Source organism: Herbaspirillum sp. Her2 (assembly GCF_057961375.1).
Genome location: NZ_CM176331.1, coordinates 5462981 through 5481256 on the forward strand (window position 1 = coordinate 5462981; position 18276 = coordinate 5481256).

At 62.6% G+C, this 18276-nt stretch carries 16 protein-coding genes; 7 read left to right on the plus strand and 9 right to left on the minus strand.

Translation table 11 applies throughout. From position 1 onward, the window contains the following. Positions 1-61 precede the first annotated feature (61 nt). Positions 62-319 (minus strand): PAAR domain-containing protein, encoded by a 258-nt coding sequence (locus ACWHXP_RS24815; protein WP_034334647.1) that lies wholly within the window; start codon positions 317-319, stop codon positions 62-64. Positions 320-387: 68 nt separating this feature from the next. Next, entirely contained in the window at positions 388-1227 is an 840-nt protein-coding gene (locus tag ACWHXP_RS24820; protein ID WP_489623835.1) for a M15 family metallopeptidase, read from the minus strand. Between the two features lie 220 nt (positions 1228-1447). Between ACWHXP_RS24820 and ACWHXP_RS24825 the strand changes: the two genes are divergently transcribed. The 6 genes from ACWHXP_RS24825 to ACWHXP_RS24850 all read left to right on the plus strand — a co-directional run bounded on the left by ACWHXP_RS24825 (position 1448) and on the right by ACWHXP_RS24850 (position 9482). Next, a complete protein-coding gene (locus ACWHXP_RS24825; RefSeq protein ID WP_489634804.1) occupies positions 1448-2365 on the plus strand; it encodes a hypothetical protein in 918 nt (305 codons plus the stop codon). Positions 2366-2443: 78 nt separating this feature from the next. Beyond that, the gene (locus ACWHXP_RS24830; protein WP_489634803.1) at positions 2444-5389 is read left to right on the plus strand and encodes a type VI secretion system Vgr family protein; all 2946 of its coding nucleotides are present in this window, start codon (positions 2444-2446) and stop codon (positions 5387-5389) included. Next, the gene (locus ACWHXP_RS24835) at positions 5386-6315 is read left to right on the plus strand and encodes a DUF4123 domain-containing protein (RefSeq protein WP_489635824.1); all 930 of its coding nucleotides are present in this window, start codon (positions 5386-5388) and stop codon (positions 6313-6315) included. Before ACWHXP_RS24830 ends, ACWHXP_RS24835 begins: the two co-directional genes overlap by 4 nt. Continuing rightward, positions 6305-6748 (plus strand): hypothetical protein, encoded by a 444-nt coding sequence (locus ACWHXP_RS24840; RefSeq protein WP_121045850.1) that lies wholly within the window; start codon positions 6305-6307, stop codon positions 6746-6748. The genes ACWHXP_RS24835 and ACWHXP_RS24840 overlap by 11 nt, the downstream gene beginning before the upstream one ends. Before the next feature lie 63 nt (positions 6749-6811). Beyond that, on the plus strand, positions 6812-7300 hold the full coding sequence (locus ACWHXP_RS24845) for a DUF3304 domain-containing protein (protein ID WP_121045745.1): 489 nt from the start codon (positions 6812-6814) through the stop codon (positions 7298-7300). A 16-nt stretch (positions 7301-7316) separates the two neighbouring features. Further along, the gene (locus ACWHXP_RS24850) at positions 7317-9482 is read left to right on the plus strand and encodes a phospholipase effector Tle1 domain-containing protein (protein ID WP_489634802.1); all 2166 of its coding nucleotides are present in this window, start codon (positions 7317-7319) and stop codon (positions 9480-9482) included. A gap of 93 nt (positions 9483-9575) precedes the next feature. On the opposite strand, the gene ACWHXP_RS24855 is transcribed toward ACWHXP_RS24850, so the two are convergent. After that, positions 9576-11099, minus strand: a complete 1524-nt coding sequence (locus tag ACWHXP_RS24855; RefSeq protein ID WP_489634801.1) for a methyl-accepting chemotaxis protein — start codon at positions 11097-11099, stop codon at positions 9576-9578. Positions 11100-11385: 286 nt separating this feature from the next. Here ACWHXP_RS24855 and ACWHXP_RS24860 point away from each other — a divergent pair, with 286 nt between their 5' ends. Beyond that, positions 11386-11649 carry a DUF4148 domain-containing protein gene (locus ACWHXP_RS24860; RefSeq protein WP_204727124.1) on the plus strand — a complete coding sequence of 88 codons (264 nt, stop codon included), beginning with the start codon at positions 11386-11388 and terminating at the stop codon, positions 11647-11649. 21 nt (positions 11650-11670) lie between these two features. On the opposite strand, the gene ACWHXP_RS24865 is transcribed toward ACWHXP_RS24860, so the two are convergent. The 6 genes from ACWHXP_RS24865 to ACWHXP_RS24890 all read right to left on the minus strand — a co-directional run bounded on the left by ACWHXP_RS24865 (position 11671) and on the right by ACWHXP_RS24890 (position 18272). Then, entirely contained in the window at positions 11671-12156 is a 486-nt protein-coding gene (locus tag ACWHXP_RS24865; RefSeq protein ID WP_034334628.1) for a MarR family winged helix-turn-helix transcriptional regulator, read from the minus strand. Continuing rightward, positions 12134-13909: an acyl-CoA dehydrogenase family protein gene (locus ACWHXP_RS24870; RefSeq protein ID WP_489634800.1), complete on the minus strand. Its 1776-nt coding sequence runs from the start codon at positions 13907-13909 to the stop codon at positions 12134-12136. The genes ACWHXP_RS24865 and ACWHXP_RS24870 overlap by 23 nt, the downstream gene beginning before the upstream one ends. A 14-nt stretch (positions 13910-13923) precedes the next feature. Beyond that, positions 13924-14475: a DUF3237 domain-containing protein gene (locus ACWHXP_RS24875; RefSeq protein ID WP_252696393.1), complete on the minus strand. Its 552-nt coding sequence runs from the start codon at positions 14473-14475 to the stop codon at positions 13924-13926. Between the two features lie 214 nt (positions 14476-14689). Next, complete coding sequence (locus ACWHXP_RS24880; protein WP_121045751.1) at positions 14690-15445, minus strand: ABC transporter ATP-binding protein; 756 nt, start codon at positions 15443-15445, stop codon at positions 14690-14692. Further along, on the minus strand, positions 15442-17235 hold the full coding sequence (locus tag ACWHXP_RS24885) for a branched-chain amino acid ABC transporter ATP-binding protein/permease (RefSeq protein ID WP_489634799.1): 1794 nt from the start codon (positions 17233-17235) through the stop codon (positions 15442-15444). The genes ACWHXP_RS24880 and ACWHXP_RS24885 overlap by 4 nt, the downstream gene beginning before the upstream one ends. Continuing rightward, a complete protein-coding gene (locus tag ACWHXP_RS24890; RefSeq protein ID WP_489634798.1) occupies positions 17232-18272 on the minus strand; it encodes a branched-chain amino acid ABC transporter permease in 1041 nt (346 codons plus the stop codon). Before ACWHXP_RS24890 ends, ACWHXP_RS24885 begins: the two co-directional genes overlap by 4 nt. Positions 18273-18276 lie beyond the last annotated feature (4 nt).

An 18276-nucleotide genomic window follows, 5' to 3' on the forward strand; every position in this document is an offset into this window, starting at 1 on the left:
TCGCTTTCCGGATTCTTTTTGTTGTAGTAAGCCCTGCCCCTGTCGTGATGGGTGGTGTCGCTCAGAGTGTCGTGGTGGCCTGGCCGGCAATGAGCACTGCGCCGCACGCGGTCTTGTCGCCGTCGCGCGCCACCGGTGCGCCATCCACCACCATGGTGGGATCGCCGCTGACGATGGTGGTGGTGCCATGGCGGGGACAACTGACCTTGTCGCCGATGCGCGCCACCAGCTTGTTGCCGACCAGGGTCTGGCCGGAACCTTCGATGACGCTGCCACCGTGCGAGGTCTTGTCTCCAAGGACGATGATCGGCTTGCTCATGGTGTATCCCCTTGTATTTCTACGATCTGTCTTTCGTCGGACGGCGACGTACAGGGCCGCGTCCAGCTCTATTTCTTCATCACGCCCGGCATGCGGTATTCGGTGTGGCCGAAATCCATCAGCTTCCAGCGGCCGCCCCAGGTCAGACCCACCGACTCGGCGACCTCGCCATAGAGGCGATAGCCTTCCATAGCCCATGGATCCTTTTCGCTGATCACCAGCTTGCCATTGCGCACAAAGGCGCAGTCGCCGGCCAGGCCGTACTGGTGATAACTCTGGAACGCGGCTGCATTGGTGACGTTGCTGCCCATCCCCGCCAGCATGGTCTGGCGCTCCGGACTGCGATAACCCTCGATGAGTGCCATCTCGTAACCATGCTTTTCCTTCATGATCTTGAAGACCAGGAGCAGGCGTTGGGCGTATTCAGGATTGAGCAGTTGCCAGTTGCGGCTGGCGTTGACCAGCATCGGACGGACCTGGATCACCTCAGCAGTGGTAAACATGTCCGGCGGCAAGGGCGGCGGTGGTACGAGTTGCTCACCTTTTAAAAGTTCCGCGATTTGAGAATTGGTTACGCGCTGGGTGTCGTCAAAACCCTGCAGCATCGATTTGCCGCTTAATAGAAATGCAACGATGGCTGGACCAATCAGCAAGACAGCAATCGTTGACACAATTACGTAATTATTGCGCACGTAGTCGACACTCGCTGTCAGGGAACTCCGGACGCTGGATGTGGTCCCTGCAATCACCTCATCGCCTCTTCTGTTCCAGCGTTCCCAGCGGGATCGCAGGCCGGCAAACCGGGCGTTCAGGAAGCGTAATGTCAGCACTCTGCCGGATGGAAACAGCAGCAGCCACATGGCGAAGCCGGTGACCAGCAGATAGGCGGCGATGAGAAGGAACAGCACGACGAATCCCCTTTTTATTCTGGCCGGCGCTGGGTGGCACTGCGGTGCGGACGCCGACACGTTTCTGGAATTGAGCCGGCGCGTCAGCGAGACCGAGAGCGACTGGCAGGAAACGAAAAATTAATAAAAATCAAACAACTTGTTTCAAGTTGCACAACACAGGAGTACGGCCTTGCAGCCTCCGAACCAAGAGAAACCTGCATCCAGAAGACCGAGCTTGATGCCTGCATCCGACACTTCGTCTGCGGATGAAGTTCGCATACTCAATTCGATTTCGGATGGAAAGACCAAAGCCCGCAGCAGCACCAGCGGTGAAGCGCGCAAGCCGCGCCGTGTGCTGTTGATCGTGCTGCTGCTGTTGCTGCTGGCAGGTGGCGTCACACTGGCTGCCCTGCGCATGAACAGCCATGACGCCGCGAGCACCCCCGTGGAGGCTGCGGCGGCACCGCCGGTGCCGCCTCTGGCTTCTGCCGCGCCGACCACCACCCCGGCACCGGGTGCCGTTGCGGAGCCCGCCACCGGTGCCGCCGCCGCACCGGCTGCGGCACCCGCCGATACCGCGGTCATCAATGACACCAACGCCCCCGCGCCCGAGGCGGCGTCATCTTCCGCAACCGCAGCGCGTGGACCGGACCAGTTGACTTCGGCCCTGGAGGATGGCGTCAAGCCACCGCCGGCGACGCTGAAGAACGCGCTGGAAGCCAAGCCCGAGAAATCCGACAAGCCCGCCAAGCCGGCCGCCCAGCACGAGGACAAAAAGAAGAAGCCGGCCAAGGCAGAGAACCGCAACGACAGTGATGTCGATCTGATCAAGGCGCTGGTCGCCCGCTCCGGCGAGGTCGAGAAGAAGCGCAACGCCAATGGCAGCAACAATGGCGGCACTGCCGCCAACGCTGGCAATGGCACCAGTGCAGATGGCAGTTCGCAGAAGTCCGCCCAGGCGCACGCCAACAACACCAAGTCCAAGGAAGCCCGCAACGTCGACGTGGTGGAGCGCAAAAATGGCGAAAGCACCGCCTCGCTGCTGCAGCGCTGCCATGCGCTGGGCTTCGTGGAAGGTGAATTCTGCCGCTGGCGCATCTGTTCGGGCCGTTGGGATAGTGATCCCGCCTGCAAAGTGCCGCAGGCCGATAACTGAACCGGGCTCAGCTTGCGTTGCGCAGTGTGGCCCCTCCCGATCTGAAACGTGTTCCTTATTCTGACCAACCGGTGACCGATGTCTGAGCTGCTGAACCAGCTGGTGCAATTCACCAGCGCGACCCGTCTCTACCGCCTCTCCCTGGGAGAGGGCGTCGCTGCCGGCGACCTGCTGGTGGAGGCCTTCGCCGCCTCGGAAGGCTTGCACGCCGTCGGGGTACGCGAGGTGATCGTCCTGAGCCTGAATGCCGGACTGTCGCTCAACACCCTGATCGGTCAGCGCGCCAGCTTGCAGGTGAGCCTCTCGGATGGCTCCAGCGCCAGTTTCTCGGGGCTGGTGAACGAAGCCGCCAAGCTCGGCAGTGAGGGCGGGTTTGCCCGTTACCGGCTGCGGCTGGTGCCGTGGATCTGGCTTCTCAGCCAATCACGCAACAGCCGCGTGTGGCAGGACAAGAGTGTTGTCGAGATCATCGAGGATGTCTTCGCTGCTTATACCCCGCATGCCGACTGGCATTGGTCGGACGACGTGATGCCCTTCCTGCAGGACCTGCCGCCGCGCAGCTACACGGTGCAGTACCGTGAGAGCGATCTCGACTTCGTGAGCCGCGTGCTGGCGGCCGAGGGGGTGTCTTGGCGTGTCGAAGAATCCGGCGAGGCCAGCGCCGGCCATCGTCTGGTGCTGTTTGCGGATTCGTCACGCAATACCGCTTTCCCTGAAGACGCCAGCAGTGCTGCCGGCCTTGGCGGGCAGGGTATCCGTTTCCACGCCGGCGGCGCACGCGAGGAGCAGGACAGCATCCAGGCACTGGCCGCGCGCCGCGCCTTGCAACCGGCGTCCTTCACCTTGCTCTCCTACGATGACAAGAGCAAGCAGGCGGTCGCCACCAGCATGCCGACCCGCCATGCGTTCGGCCACCAGGATACACCGCGCCTGGAGAGCTATGACAGCCCTGGTCTGTATGCCTATCGCAATGCCGCGGAAGCGGATCGCTACGCCCAGTTGCACCTGGAAGCCAGCGAGGCCCGCAACAAATTGTGGCAGGCCCGCAGCACGGTGCGCACGCTGCGTCCCGGCACCCGCTTCACGCTGACGCAGGGGCCGCTGGGCTTGTCTGCAGCGGCCGGCAAAGCACCTGAATACGCCGTATTGTCGGTGGTGAGTGCAGGCGTAAATAATTTACCCAAGGATGCACAGGAAGGGCTGGCCGAATTGTTCGGCCCGCTGCCGCCGCTGCTGGAAGAATGCCTGGCGGCATGCCAGTCCCTGCAACAAACCGTCCAGGGCAGTTTCCAGCCTGATTCAGTGGCCGTGAGTGAGCGTGCCGATCTCGATGCCGTGATCGCCCAGGCCCGCAAGCTCGGCTATGCCAATGCCTTCGAGGCGATCCGTGCCGACGTGGTGTGGCGTCCGGTGCTGGCGGATGGCACCGGCCTGTATCGTCACGCGGGTGCCACCGCGCGAGGCAGCCAGAGTGCCATCGTGGTCGGACCCAACGGCGAGAGCACCGCCAACGGTGCCGATGAAATCCATTGCGACCGCCTGGGCCGGGTTCGCATCCGTTTCCACTGGCAGGGCCGCAACAACGATGCCGCCGCGACCTGCTGGGTGCGCGTGGCGCAGCGCTCGGCCGGTGGCGGCAATGGCATGCAGTTCCTGCCGCGTATCGGACAGGAGGTACTGGTGCAGTTTCTGGAAGACGACATCGATCGGCCGGTCATTCTGGGCGCGCTCTACAACGGCCAGGGTGAAGGTTCTGCCGCACCCACGCCCGCAGGCGAAGCCGCGCAGGGTGGCGAGCAGGAGCGCAACAAGGTCTTCACCAGTGCCAGTGATCTTTCTCCCAGTGGCCAGGGCAATCTGGCCGGCGGCAATGCGCCGACCTGGCACGGTGGCAGTCAGGATGGCGAAGGCCATCGCAATGCCGCTGCGCAATGGGGCATCCGTTCCAAGGAATTTGGCGGCGCCGGCTACAACCAGTTGCTGTTCGACGATACCGATGCCCAGGGCCGCATCCAGCTCAAGACCTCGCAGGCGGCGTCCGAACTCAATCTCGGTCACCTGATCCACGCGGCGGACAACTATCGCGGCAGCTTCCGTGGTACGGGAGCGGAACTGCGCACCGATGCGTATGGCGCACTACGTGCGGGCAGCGGCATCCTGTTTTCCAGCTACCGGATCGAACATGCTGCGGCCAGCCGCGATCCGGCGGGCGACAATGCCGGCGGCATGGCCCTGCTGAAGCAGGCCACGTTGCTGGGCAAGACCTTCAATGAAGCGGCGGTGACCCACAAGACCGTCGCCATGGCCAGCCATGTCGGCCCGGCGCAGGCCAATGCCAGCGTCATCAATGACGGTGCTGCACCCCTCGAAGCCATTCGCACGGCGGCCGCCGGCATGGTCGATGGCGCGCCAGACAAGAGCGGCGAGGATGTGGCCGCCGTTAACACGCAGGCGGGCGAGGGCAAGGTCCCGCAGAGCACCTCGGCGCTGATCGGCATCGCCGCGAAGGACGGCATGGGCGTGGTCGCGGGCCAGCATCTGCAACTGGCCAATGGCGAGACGGTGAGCCTGCTTTCAGGGCAGGACAGCCAGCATGTCAGTGGCAATCAATTGCGCCTGCGCAGCGGACAGGCCTTGGGTGTGCTGGCCGGGGCCGTTGCGGCGGGCGAGGGCGGGCAGGGTTTGCAGATGACTGCCGCGCAAAAGAATATTGATGTGCAGGCACAAGCCGATACGCTGGCGCTACAGGCGCGTGATCAGGTGAGCGTGGTGAGTGCCAATGCCAGTGTGGATTGGGCGGCGGCCAAGAAAATTACCCTGTCTACGGCGGGTGGGGCCAACATCACGATCGAGGGCGGCAATATTACCGTGCAGTGTCCGGGGAAGCTCACCATTCATGCTGCGCAGAAGCTGTTCCAGGGGCCGGTGCGGCAGGAGGTACCGATGCCGGCCATGCCCAATAGCGTTTGCAAGGACTGCATCCTCAATGCAATGAAACAAGGCGCACCGGGAGTGATGGTATGAGTGATGTGCATGACGATCCGCTGGCGCTGTTGCAGTGGGCGCAGGCATGTCGTGAACGCGGCCGCCATGCCTTCCTTCTGCTCGATACGGCGCAGGCCGAGGCGAGCCATCTCAAGCTGCAGTCCATGCACGTCCCTTATGCCTCGCTGTTCGAGGGCAAGCGCGAAGAAGCCCTGCCTGAGATTGCGCCTCTGCTGCTTCCCCTCTCCGGACTGGATGAGCAGCGCGCGCTTGTGCTTGTGCGCTGGGTTTCGCAGCTGGGCTTTGCCGCACCCTGCCTGAGCTGGTATGAAAGTACGCTTGGCCTGCATGACTTTGCAGCGCATCTGCGCAACTTCCATCACGCGGGCCTGAGCGATGGACAGGCCATGATGATGCGCTGGTATGACACGCGTATCCTGCCGATCTGGATACAGGCGTTGACCAAAGATCAACTGGCGCTCTTTACCGGCGGCATGCTCAGCCTGGCTTTCGTGGACCGTTTCGGCGAAGCCCGGACGCTCTATCAGAGCGAGCAGGTGCAGCCGCCCAGCCGGGCTTTGCCGTTGGACGCACCGCTGGTGACGCTGGATGACCGTCAGTTCGGTCTGCTGGTGGATGCCGGAGATCTCGATGCCCTGCTCACGCATTTGCGTTTCGTGATCCCTGATGAGACGAATGCATTGCCGCCGCGCACGCTGGTGGAATTCGTCGCCGCCTATCAGCAGCGTGCGCGTGAAGCTGGCCTGGATGATATCGATCGGCAGACGCAGTACGTATTGCTGGCGCTCTACACCAGCGGCGCTGGCGTTGAGCATCCGGCCGTGAAGGCTTTGATGCAGAATCCGCCTGCTTCCCTGACAGGCTATTTCGATGCCTTGCAGGCCATGCCTGAGGAAGTTTGGGAAGCGGGGCCACCTCTTTGGGAGAATGAGCATGTCGCATGAGCACTGGCAGAAGCGGATTGTTTTTCCGCAGTGGGCACTGGTACTGGGAATGGTGTTCCTGCTTGCCATGTCCTGCCCGCGCGCGCATGCCCAGACCAATGACGATCTGAAGGCCCTGGTGGCCCATCTTAAGTTCGTCATTCCCGATGAAACGGCATTGGTGGAACCGAAAAAACTGGAACGCTTCGTCGCGCAATACCAGAAGCGTGCGGTTTCTGCAGGTCTGAAGGATATCGATCGCCAGACCGCCTACGTGCTGCTGGCCTTGTACACCTCGGGCAAGGGTCTCGAACAGCCCGAGTTCAAGCAGGTGATGGCGCATCCGCCGGCTTCCTCGGATGCATTCAGCGATGCTCTCATCGGGCTTCCGCAACGTGTGTACGATAGCGGGCAGCCGTTGTGGGAGAACGCTGCGGATGCGCGGGCTCGATGAAGATTGACTGCGAACGTCTTTCGCATGATCCGTGAATTACTTGGATATTGATAAATAATTTAAATGAAATATCTTTTCAGAATGCCCCTGGGCTCTTTTGTACGCCCCATGTTCCTTGCTCTGCTGCTTCTTCTCAATGGATGCGGAGAGCCGCCGGAACGCACAGAGGCGATGGATATGCAGGCCTACAACCATACCGCTCACGGAATTGAAGACTTTGATGTCACCGTCATCCCCGGGATGCGTTCTGGTGGCGGTTATATTGCTGCCGGATCAGGTGGCGGTGCAGTTTGCTGCATCAGTGTGCCGCACGACTGGAAGCCGGGTCTCATGGCCACCATCCATGTCCGCACTTACAACAGTGCCGGAGAAAAGCAGGAGCCGTCCTGGACTGTGCCGGTCCCGCAATACACACCGGAGAATGCCGGTCACTTTGCGGTGCATTTTCTTCGGAGCGGGCAGGTCAAGGTCTTCGTGACGAATTTGGCCCCATGGCATCCCGACTATCCCCTCAAGGGCGAAGAGGCCCAAATGAAGCCCGCGACCAGCTAGTCCAAGGAAACTGATCATGAGCATGCTGTACACAGGAAAGGCCGTGCCATCGGATGGCAAACGCAAATTCTCCGCCAGGGAGGCTTCGCAGCGTGCCAAGGCGCTGGCCTGCTTGCGTGCGCCAGGTAGCACCGCGTGCAAGGGACAGGTATTCGTCGGTTTGTTCTTCGATGGCACCGGCAATAACGACAAGTGGGTCGAAGACAAGCAGACCAAGACGCAGCGAGAGCGCAACAAGCACAGCAATGTCGCGCGCCTCTATGACGCTTACATCGGTGATACCAGCAACGGCTTTTACAAGATCTACATGCAAGGCGTCGGAACCCCGTTTGCAGAGATCGGCGATGCCAGCAAGTTGGGAACGGATATCGGCGGGAACGCATTTGGCTTCATGGGCGCTGACCGTATCAATTGGGGCATCACTTATCTGCTTGATGCAATCCACAACTATCTGACAGGAAGCGGTCTCTTCAGCGGTAACGGGCAACGACGCGAACTCGTCAACTTCATGAGTTCTTCCATGCTGGCGGGTGGCAACGCCTATGCAGCGACGGCGGACATGAAAGTCGGACAGTGGAATATCCCCGGCTATCTGCTGAACGCACCGGAGCAGATGCGCCGCGCCGACATCTACAAGCAGATCATCGACAAGCTGGCGGCCGCGGTCAAATCCAGCCAGCGCAAGATCGTGCAGATCAACGTTTCGGTATTCGGCTTTTCCCGAGGAGCGGCTGAGGCTCGTGCGTTCACGCATTGGCTGCACGAACTCTTCACGCCTTCCGGCGGCGCCTTCGAAATCGCCGGTGTGCCAATTCGCATCGGTTTCCTCGGTATCTTCGATACGGTCGCCTCGGTCGGCATCGGAGATGTAACGCCGATCACCTTCGGCCACATGGCCTGGGCGCACAATACGCAATCCATTCTGCCTGCGGTTGAAGAGTGCGCGCATTTCGTGGCGCTGCACGAACAACGCGCCAGTTTTCCGCTGGAGTCCTCCACAGGGTGGAAGAATGTCGGCTATCCCGGCATGCACTCTGACGTGGGTGGCGGCTATCTGCCGGGAGAGCAGGGCAAATCCATGCCTGACTGGGGCTTGTCACCACAGCTTTCGCAGATTCCCCTCATTGACATGCACTTTGCCGCACTCAAAGGCGGCGTGCCTTTGCTGACACTGACCGAGCTGGCCAAAGATCCTGCCAGCGCCCGGGGCTTCGCCACCGATGCGCGCCTGGTCAAGGCCTACAACGACTGGCTGGCAGGTAACGGCATCAAGGCCGGCAGCATTCGCGAATTTACGCAGGCCCATACCCGTCAGTATCTTCGGTGGAGAGGATCTCTGCATGAGGGGAAGGGCGGCTTGCTGGTGAGCAAGCGCTTCTATCGGGATGCCGGGACCTCCGACAAGAAGGATCTGCTGGAGGCCGATGTCGAACTCGGGAAAATGATCCGTGACTGGCGTGAGCGTGGCAATCTGGATCTGGATCAGCGCATGGGGCAGATGGCCCGGAAGTATGTGCGCCGTGTTTCGCCGCTGGCGGGCGTCCTGACGGATGCGGCCAAGGAGCGCCTGACTGCGGAAGAGAAAAAATTCTACGACATCATGTGCGCAGGCCCGGTGCCGCCGGCCGCGTCGGTAACGCTCTTCGATGACTATATCCATGATTCCCGCGCCGGCTTCCGGGTGGCGGGCAAGCACGAACCGATTTTCATCACCGGTGGCTATGCCCGCTTCCGTCAGGTGTTTCTGCAGGGCGAGGGCGACTCAGCCACGCGCAAGATCGGGGAACTGGTCGAGCGCAAGGTGGGGGAGCGTGCTGCGGACATGGCTGAAGACGCGCGTGACATCAAGGATTACACCGTCCGTACCTATGATCGCGCCCGCGATCGCATTGTCAGCGGTTACCATGCCGTCGAGGATGCCGCCGCGCGTGCCAAACGCGAGGTTGAGGATAAGGCGCAAGCGGCCAAGCGGGAGATCCAGGAACAGGCTGAAGCGGCCAGGAAGAAATTGCAGGCTGCTGCCGAGGCGGCAAGAGACCAGGCCAGCGCATTGAAAAAGAAAACCATGGCCGAGATCAAGCGCGAAGCTGACGAGGCACAGCGTATCTATGACGCCGCCCAGCGCCACGTCATGAAGAAGTATGAGGAGCTGGGCGCGATGTGGCACAGCATCATGGATTGAGCAGCGCGGAGGTCGGATTGATTTCCTTCAAGCGCCTGAAAGCGAACCCGTGCCAGGTCACCATCGATAGTTGCACGGTGCATCTTTCTCCCTTCAAGCCATCCTCCCCACCCCCAACCGAAACACGCTCACCGACTCCGCCAGCCTGCGCGCCTGTTCCTTGAGCGCCTCGGTGGCCGCCGCGGCTTCTTCCACCAGCGCCGCATTCTGCTGCGTCACCGTATCCATCTGGGCAATGGCCTGGTTGACCTGTTCGATCCCGGCTTCCTGTTCGCCGCTGGCGGCCGAGATCTCGCTCATGATCTGCGTCACGCTGCGCACGCTCACCACCAGTTCCTCGATGGTCGCGCCGGCATTCCTGACCAGCTGGCTGCCCGCTTCCACTTTCTCCACCGAGTTGCCGATCAGATCCTTGATCTCCTTGGCCGCCGTCGCCGAACGCTGGGCCAGGCTGCGCACTTCCGACGCTACCACCGCAAAGCCGCGCCCCTGCTCGCCGGCACGCGCCGCTTCCACCGCCGCATTGAGCGCGAGGATATTGGTCTGGAAGGCGATGCCGTCGATCACGCTGATGATGTCCGCAATCTCGCGAGCAGAAGCCTGGATCTCTTCCATGGTGCTCACCACGTCCGATACCACCAGCCCGCTGCGCGAGGCCACTTCCGACACCGAGCCCGCCATCGCATTGGCCTGGCGCGCATGATCGGCATTGCGGCGCACGGTGGAGGTGATCTGTTCCATCGCTGCCGCCGTCTCTTCCAGCGAACTGGCCTGTTGTTCCGTGCGCGCCGACAGGTCGAGGTTGCCGCCAGCGATCTGGGTCGAGGCCGTCACGATGGTATCGCTGCCGGTGCGCACGCCGCCGACCACGCGCTGCAGGCTGCTGTTCATGTCCTTCAAGGCCTGCAGCAGCTCGCCGGTCTCATCCTTGCGCGTGACCTCGATGCGGCTGCCCAGGTCGCCTGCCGCCACCGTCTTGGCGATGCTCACCGCTTCGCCGATGGGGCGCGTAATCGAGCGGGTGGCGAGCAGCGCCAGCAGCGCGGCCAGCACCACCACCACCGCGCCTACGCCCAACTCGACCACTTCGCCGTTGCGGATGGCGCCGGAGATTTCCTGGCCAGTGCCATTGGCGTTCTCGCGCGCAATCGCCAGCAGGCCCGCGAAACCTGCTCCCAGAACCTTGTCTGCACCACTGATGGACGCATCGATCTCGTTGACCGAGGCCCCGGCCGCCTTCATCCCCTGCGCCTTGGCCACGGCTTCACGGTAATTGCGTTCGCCCGTGCTGATCTTCTGCAGCAGCTCTTCTTCCTTGGGGTTGTCCACGCCCAGCTTGCGGTAGTCGCTCATGAGGCGGGCAATGGCATCCATATCCGCCAGGAAGTGCTTGTCATAGTCCTTGCCGCGCACCACGTAGTTCTTGAAGTTCTGTACGCCCTCGCCCAGCTTGATGTAGCCCTGGGTGGCGTAGTCCTGCTTGGTCAGCACCGTGCCGGAAAAATCACCCCAGTGCTGGCCGATCCGGGTCAGCGTGAGCAGAGACGCCGTAATGAGTAAGCAAGCCAGCAACGTGACCAGCAGGAAGGAGCCACCAAGACGGGTACCGATTTTCATGCCTGTTCCCTGAAAATTATTTATAAGATTTACCAATTCTGAGGGTGGCTGGTCGCGGGGAAAGCCCGATGGAGGCGGGTAAAAGCCGTGCAACTCATCATTTGTCATACCAGTGCTGGCAAATCGGCAAGATGCCTGAAAGCATTCTTTCAGCGGCCGCAACAGAGCATTGCCGGATCACCGGTTTTTCCATCGGAATGGAAACAATAGAATGTCTGCATGGGAATGAAGCATCCATAAGCGATACGCATCGTGCAGCATCCGCTTGCATTCCAGGGAGCAGAACATGAACAAGATCTTCACACGCCAACGCGTCCTGGCCGCCACACTGGCCGTAGCCGCCATCTCGGCACAGGCAGCCTATGCCGCCGAACCGGCCAAGGCCGAGCCCGCCTCGACCATCAGCATTCCGGCGCAGCAAACGCGCACCGCCGCTGCCGATCAGCAGCAACATCAAGGCCTGACCCGCGCCCAGGTCATCGAAGACCTCAAGCAATACCAGCGCGCGCACGCCAACCCCAGCTACGCCGAGCTGGTGTTCCTGCGTTGAGAATGGAATCAGAAATGCCGCTTACTGCGGCAGGAACATCTTCTGCAACAAGCCGATGAGCTGAGCGCGTTCGCCGTCCGAAAGCATCTCGGTGGCTTTGAGCTCCAGCTCGATGGCGGTCTGTTCGGCCTTGGTGCACATGCGCATGCCCGCTGGCGTGAGCGCCAGCACCTGTGAACGGCGATCCTGCGGATTGCGCTGGCGTACTACCAGGCCGCGCTGCTCCAGCTTGTCCAGCAAGGTCGCCAGGTTGGGCGGGGAGACGTTGATCGCCTTGGACAGGCGCTTCTGGTTGATGTTGGGATTGGCCTTCAGCAGGCTCAGCACCGTGAAATCCACTGGCCGCAATTCGAACTTCGCCATCCGTTTTTCGAACAAGGGCATGATGGTGATGTAGGCACGGCGGCAGTTGTAGCCGACCAGGCTCAGCAGCAGTTGCTGGTCCAGCGGCGCGCTTGGCGCTGCATCGTCGTCGGAATCGAAATCAGCCGGCTTCTTGGGCAGCATGGTGGTCCAGGTCGGTAGGAAGGGGCGGCAGCCCGGTCGCCAGGCAGCCTTCGATCACGCTGGACAACTGGTGGACTTCCGCAAACACAAAGGCGAAATGATAGCACGCGGCATCCCGCTTGCCGCCGTACCAGGCCGCGTCCGAGGCCATGGCCGAGAGCGCCCGGCGGCCGGCGCGCAGCCACATCCAGCCCAGCGCCACATGGCCGGTGAGGCGCAGCATTTCATCGGCCACGTAGTAGGGCAGTGAGGGTGATTGCACCGCCGCCGTGGCGATGCGCCGGGCGAATCCTTTTAATTTATCCACAGCATTTGCCAGCAATCGGGCCTGATCGCCAAGCAGGGTTCCCTCCTCGATGTCCGCACGCACCAGCGTGAGGAAATCATCCAGCCGCCTCCCTTCATCGCCCAGCACCTTGCGCATCAGGAAGTCGATCGCCTGTATTTCGTTGGTCCCCTCATAGATCATGGTGATGCGGGCATCGCGCATGAATTGTTCGATGCCGGTCTCGACCACATAGCCGTGTCCGCCGAAGACCTGCAGCGCACGGCTGGCGCACTGGAATCCCTGGTCGGTGAGGAAGGCCTTGATGACCGGCGTGATGAATTCCAGCCGTTCATGATGACGGCGGCGCTGGGCCGCATCGGCATCATGCTCGGCCAGATCCAGCAAGAGCCCGGCCCAGCAAGTCAGCAGCCGCGCCCCCTCGATGCGGCAGCGCTGTTCCATCAACAGCTTCTGCACGGCAGGATGGCGCACGATCAGGTCGTTGCCGGATGAGCCCGGTGCGCGCGACTGGCGACGTTCGCGCGCATAAGCGCTGGCGCGCTGCCAGGCCGCTTCAGCCAGCCCCAGCCCCTGCGCGCCCACATGCAGGCGCGCCGCATTCATCATCACGAACATCGCCGCCAGTCCGCGTCCCGCTTCACCTACCAGCCACGCCTGCGCCTGCTCGAAATGCAGACTGCACGTGGCGCTGCCATGAATGCCCATCTTGTGTTCGATGCCGGTGCAGTGCACGCCATTGCGGCTGCCATCGTCCAGCACGCGCGGCGCCAGGAACAGCGACAGCCCCTTGCTGCCCGGCAGCGCATCCGGCAATCGGGCCAGTACCAGGTGAATGATGTTGGGCGTCAGGTCGTGTTCGCCCCCTGAGATGAAAATCTTGTCGCCGCTGAGGCGATAGCTGCCGTCCTCCTGCGGCACGGCGCGTGTGCGCAACTGCCCCAGGTCGCTGCCGGCCTGCGCTTCCGTCAGGCACATGGTGGCCAGCCATTGGCCGCTGGCGATCTTTTCCAGATAGCGCGCCTGCAGCTCAGGCGAGCCGTGCGCCGCCAGGCAGGCATAGGCCCCGTGCAGCAAGCCGGGATACATGGTCCAGCCATGATTGGCCGCGCTCAGCATTTCATGGAGCGCGCAGTCCAGCACATGCGGCAAGCCCTGGCCGCCGTGCTCGGGCGCACAGGCTAGGGCCGGCCAGCCGCCCGCGCAGAATTGCGCATAGGCGCGCTCGAATCCGGGGGGCGTTGTGACCGTTCCATTTTCGAGACGGCAACCCTCGCGATCGCCGATACCGTTCAAGGGCGCGACCACCTCAGCGGCGAAGCGTCCGGCTTCTTCCAGTACCTGCATCATCAGTTCGCCATCGATCTCGGCGTGCGCAGGCAAGGCCCGCAAGACCTGCGGGGCCTGCAGCACTTCATCGAGGACGAAGGCGAAGTCGCGCAGCGGGGGCGTGTAGTGCATCGTCATCGGCTCCGTCCATCTCAATTGAGCAGGTAGGCGTCATACACCACCGCATTGCCCAGGCGCATGGCGTAGCCCACGCCCATGGCGCGGTTGAGCCAGTCGTACTTCTTGGAGGCGGTCTCGAAGTTCATGAACAGGCGGAAGGTATAGCGCGAAGGATCGACCGGCTTGCCCTTGGCGACCTCGGCCATCACTTCCGGCGGACCGTAGCGCACGCCACGGGTTTGCAGGTAGACCAGCTCGCCGTCATCGAGCTTGAGCAGGTAGCGGGTATCGATGATGGCCAGGCCATCGGCGGTGACGGTCTGCCAGTCGGCACCGTTGTTGAGGATCTCGCCATTGATGAGCGGTCCCTTGAAACTGCCGCCGGTGATGGGGATGATGCGGCGGCGGCCCAGGTCGGAAGTCTTCCCCAGTTCCCAGATCGGCGCCACCAGATCCACCGAGAAGCGCGCCAGGAAGGCCAGCTTCGGTTGCGGCGGCACCAGCGTGGTGTTGTCGGCGTCACTGGCCGCATGCGCCTGGAAGGACAGCGTCAGGGCCGCCAGCAGCAGGAAAATCTTTTTCATGTTCGTCTCCTCTGTATCGTCATTGTTTTGAAAGACATCAGATCCCCGTTCGGACTGAGTAGCGGCAACGCCGCGTATCGAAGGCGTGGCACCCTTTGGGCAGCGGTGTGTCTTCGATACGGCCCTGCGGGCCTACTCAGTCCGAACGGTTCAATTCAAGCAGATATGGCCATCATGTCTTTTATGCATACCGTGGTGCAGAAAACGTCAAGCTTCAGGAAGCCGCCACCACCTCGGCTTCTGCCTTCTTGCCAAATCCCAGGTAGGCCTGGATCACCTGCGGATCGCCCGCCAGTTTCGCGGACTCGCCCTGCATGGTGACCTTGCCCAGTTCCAGCACGTAGCCATAGTCGGCCGTCTGCAAGGCCGCGCGCGCATTCTGTTCCACCAGCAGCACCGAGATGCCGGCCGTGCGCAGTTCGGAAACGATATGCAGGATTTCCTTGACGATGCGCGGTGCCAGGCCGAGGCTGGGTTCATCCAGCATCAGCAGTTCCGGCTTGGCCATCATGGCGCGGCCGATGGCCAGCATCTGGCGCTCGCCGCCCGAGAGCGTACCAGCCTGCTGGGCGCGGCGTTCCTTCAAGCGCGGGAACAGCTCGAAGACGGTCGCCAGCTGATCCAGCGGCTGTGCCTGGCGCAAGCGCAGACGGCGAAATCCCCCCAGCAGCAGGTTGTCTTCCACGCTCATGGTAGAGAACAGTTCGCGCCGCTCCGGTACCAGGGCGATGCCTGCCATCACGCGTTGTTCGAGGCTCCAGCGTTCCACCGGCTTGCCTTGATAACGCACCGTGCCCTGCGCCGGCAGCACACCCATGATGGCGTTGAGCAGCGTGGACTTGCCCGCGCCATTGGGGCCGATCACGGTGGCGATGCTGCCGCGTTCCAGCTTCAGGTTGATGTCGTGCAGCGCCTGCACCTTGCCATAGCTTGCGCGCAGTTGCGCAACGTCGAGGACCAGTTCACTCATTCGATTCCACCCAGGTAGGCTTCGATCACGGCGGGATGCCGCTGGATCTCTTGCGGTGTGCCTTCGGCAATCTTGGTGCCGAATTCCATCACCACGATGTGGTCGGTCAGTTCCATGACGAATTCCATGTCATGTTCCACCAGCAGGATGCTCATGCCATCGGCGCGCAACTCCTGCAGCACTTTGGAGAGCGCCTGCTTTTCCAGATGGCGCAGGCCTGCGGCCGGTTCATCGAGCAACAGCAGCAGCGGATCACAGCACAGGGCGCGGGCGATCTCCAGGATGCGTTGCTGGCCCAGCGCCAGGTTGCCCGCCTGCTCATGCATGAGGTGCTGCAGGCCGACGCGATGCAGGGCGCGCGCGGCTTCATCGAGCAGCGCCTGCTCTTCGGCGCGTTCCAGATGCAGCATGGCATTGACCGTATTGCTGAGGAAGCTTTGCCGGCTGCGCATGTGCGCGCCCAGGGCCACGTTCTCCAGCACCGTCATGCCCGGCAGCAGGCGCACGTGCTGGAAGGTGCGGGCAATGCCCAGCCGTGCGATGGCGCGCGCCGGCAGTCCGGCGATGTCGCGGCCGTTGAAGCTGACGCGTCCGCCGCTGGCATGCAGCAGGCCCGTGACCAGATTGAAGGTGGTGGACTTGCCCGCGCCATTGGGACCGATCAGGCCAACGATCTCACCGGCCTTGACCTTGAAGGACACGTCATTGACCGCCACCAGTCCGCCGAAGCGCTTGTTGATCTGGTCCACTTCCAGCAGCGGTGCACCACGCGCCGGACCGTTGCGCTTGTCCATCGGCGCGGCGGTCGCCACGCGCAGCGGTGCCGGGACGGCCGGGAAGGCACGCAGCCACAGCGCGCGTACCCATGGCCACAGGCCGCCGCGTGCGTATTTGAGCAACAGGATCAGGATCAGGCCGAAGACGATGCTTTCATAACTGCCGCCATCGCCCAGCAGTGCTGGCAGCAGCACCTGCAACTGGTCCGACAGCAGTTTCAATACCCCCGCGCCCAGCAGCGCACCCCAGATATGAGCAATGCCGCCGACCACCACGATGAAGAGATATTCGATGCCCATCGCCAGGCTGAAGGGTGAGGGATTGACGGTGCGCTGCATGTGCGCAAAGAGCCATCCCGACACCGAGGCCAGCAGCGCGGCAAAGACGAAGATGAGGATCTTGTAGCGCCCCGTATCCACGCCCATGGCCTCGGCCATCGAACGTCCGCCCTTGAGGGCGCGGATGGCGCGTCCCGCGCGCGAATCCAGCAGGTTCAGCGAGACCCATGCGGCGGCCAGCACGATGGCCCAGATCAGGTAATACAGGTGGCGTTCCTTGGCCAGGTCCAACCCCGCCAGTTGCAGCGCGGGGATGCCGGAGATGCCGTCATACTTGCCGAGGAAGTCCACCTTGCCGAACAGGAAGTACAGGCTGATGCCCCAGGCGATGGTGGCCAGCGGCAGGTAGTGGCCGGACATGCGCAGCGTGATGCGGCCCAGCACATAGGCCGAGATCCCCGTGATGAAGAGGCCGATCGGCAGCGTCAGCCAAGGGGACACGCCATGCACGGTGGTCAGATACGAGGTGGTGTAGGCACCCATGCCGACGAAGGCCGCCTGCCCGAACGAGGTCATGCCGCCGATGCCGGTCAGCAGCACCAGGCCGATGGCCACCAGCGCATACAGGCCGATGTAGTTGGCCTGGATCACCCAGAACTGCGGCGTGGGCAGGATCGGGAACAGCGCCAGCACGACCAGCAGCGCATAGAGAGGGAGTCGTTTGTTCATCATCATTCCTCGTCCTCGTCATGCGCGGGCGTGACCAGCGAGCGCCACAGCAGGATCGGCAACAGCGCCAGGAACACGATCACCTCCTTGAAGTCACTGGCCCAGAAGGAGCTGAAGGACTCCAGCAGGCCCACCAGCAGCGCGCCCCCTGCGGCCGCCGGGAAGCTCGCCAGCGCACCGATGGTGGCGGCGACGAAACCCTTCAAACCGATCAGGAAACACGAGTCATAAAAAATGGTGCTCATCGGACCGATCAATACGCCCGACAGAGCACCGATAAACGCCGCGACGGCAAACGACAACTTGCCCGCCAGCGTCGTGGAGATTCCCATCAGCCGTGCGCCCAGGCGATTGACCGCCGTGGCGCGCAGCGCCTTGCCATACAGCGTGCGCCCGGAGAACAGCCACAGTGCCACCAGCAGCGCGGCAGCGGCCACCACCACCACCACGGTCTGGGCACTCAAGGTGAGCGCTGCCAGGTTCCAGCGTTCATCCCAGAAGGCCGGGGTACGGAAGCCTTCGGCCCCGAAGAACACCAGCCCCAGTCCGGTCATGGCCAGGTGGATGCCGACCGAGACGATCAGCAGTTGCAGCACGCTGGCATCGGCCATCGATTCATAGACCACCTGGTACATCAGCGGTCCGAGGGCGGTAATGAGCAGCAGGGTCAGCAGCACCTGCACCGGCAGCGCGAATTGCTGGGGCGCGGCCCACCAGACGAGGGCGGCAATGGCCAGCGGCACGCCCAGCGTGCCCAGCAGGGTGCGCGGCAACAGCGCAGCCTGGCCTGCGCGCAAGAGCTGCGCGGCCTGCATGCCGGCCGCGCACACGGCCAGCACCAGCAGCAGCCAAAGCGGACCGGGGCGCTGGCCTTGTTGCAGCATGGCCAGGGTGAGCGCGCCATAGGCGACGAATTCTCCCTGCGGGATGAAGAGGATGCGGGTGACCGTGAAGACCAGCACCAGGGCAATGGCGATCAAGCCATAGACGATGCCGTTGGTCAGGCCATCCAGGGTCAGGATGGCGGCAATGGAGGAGTCCATGTTT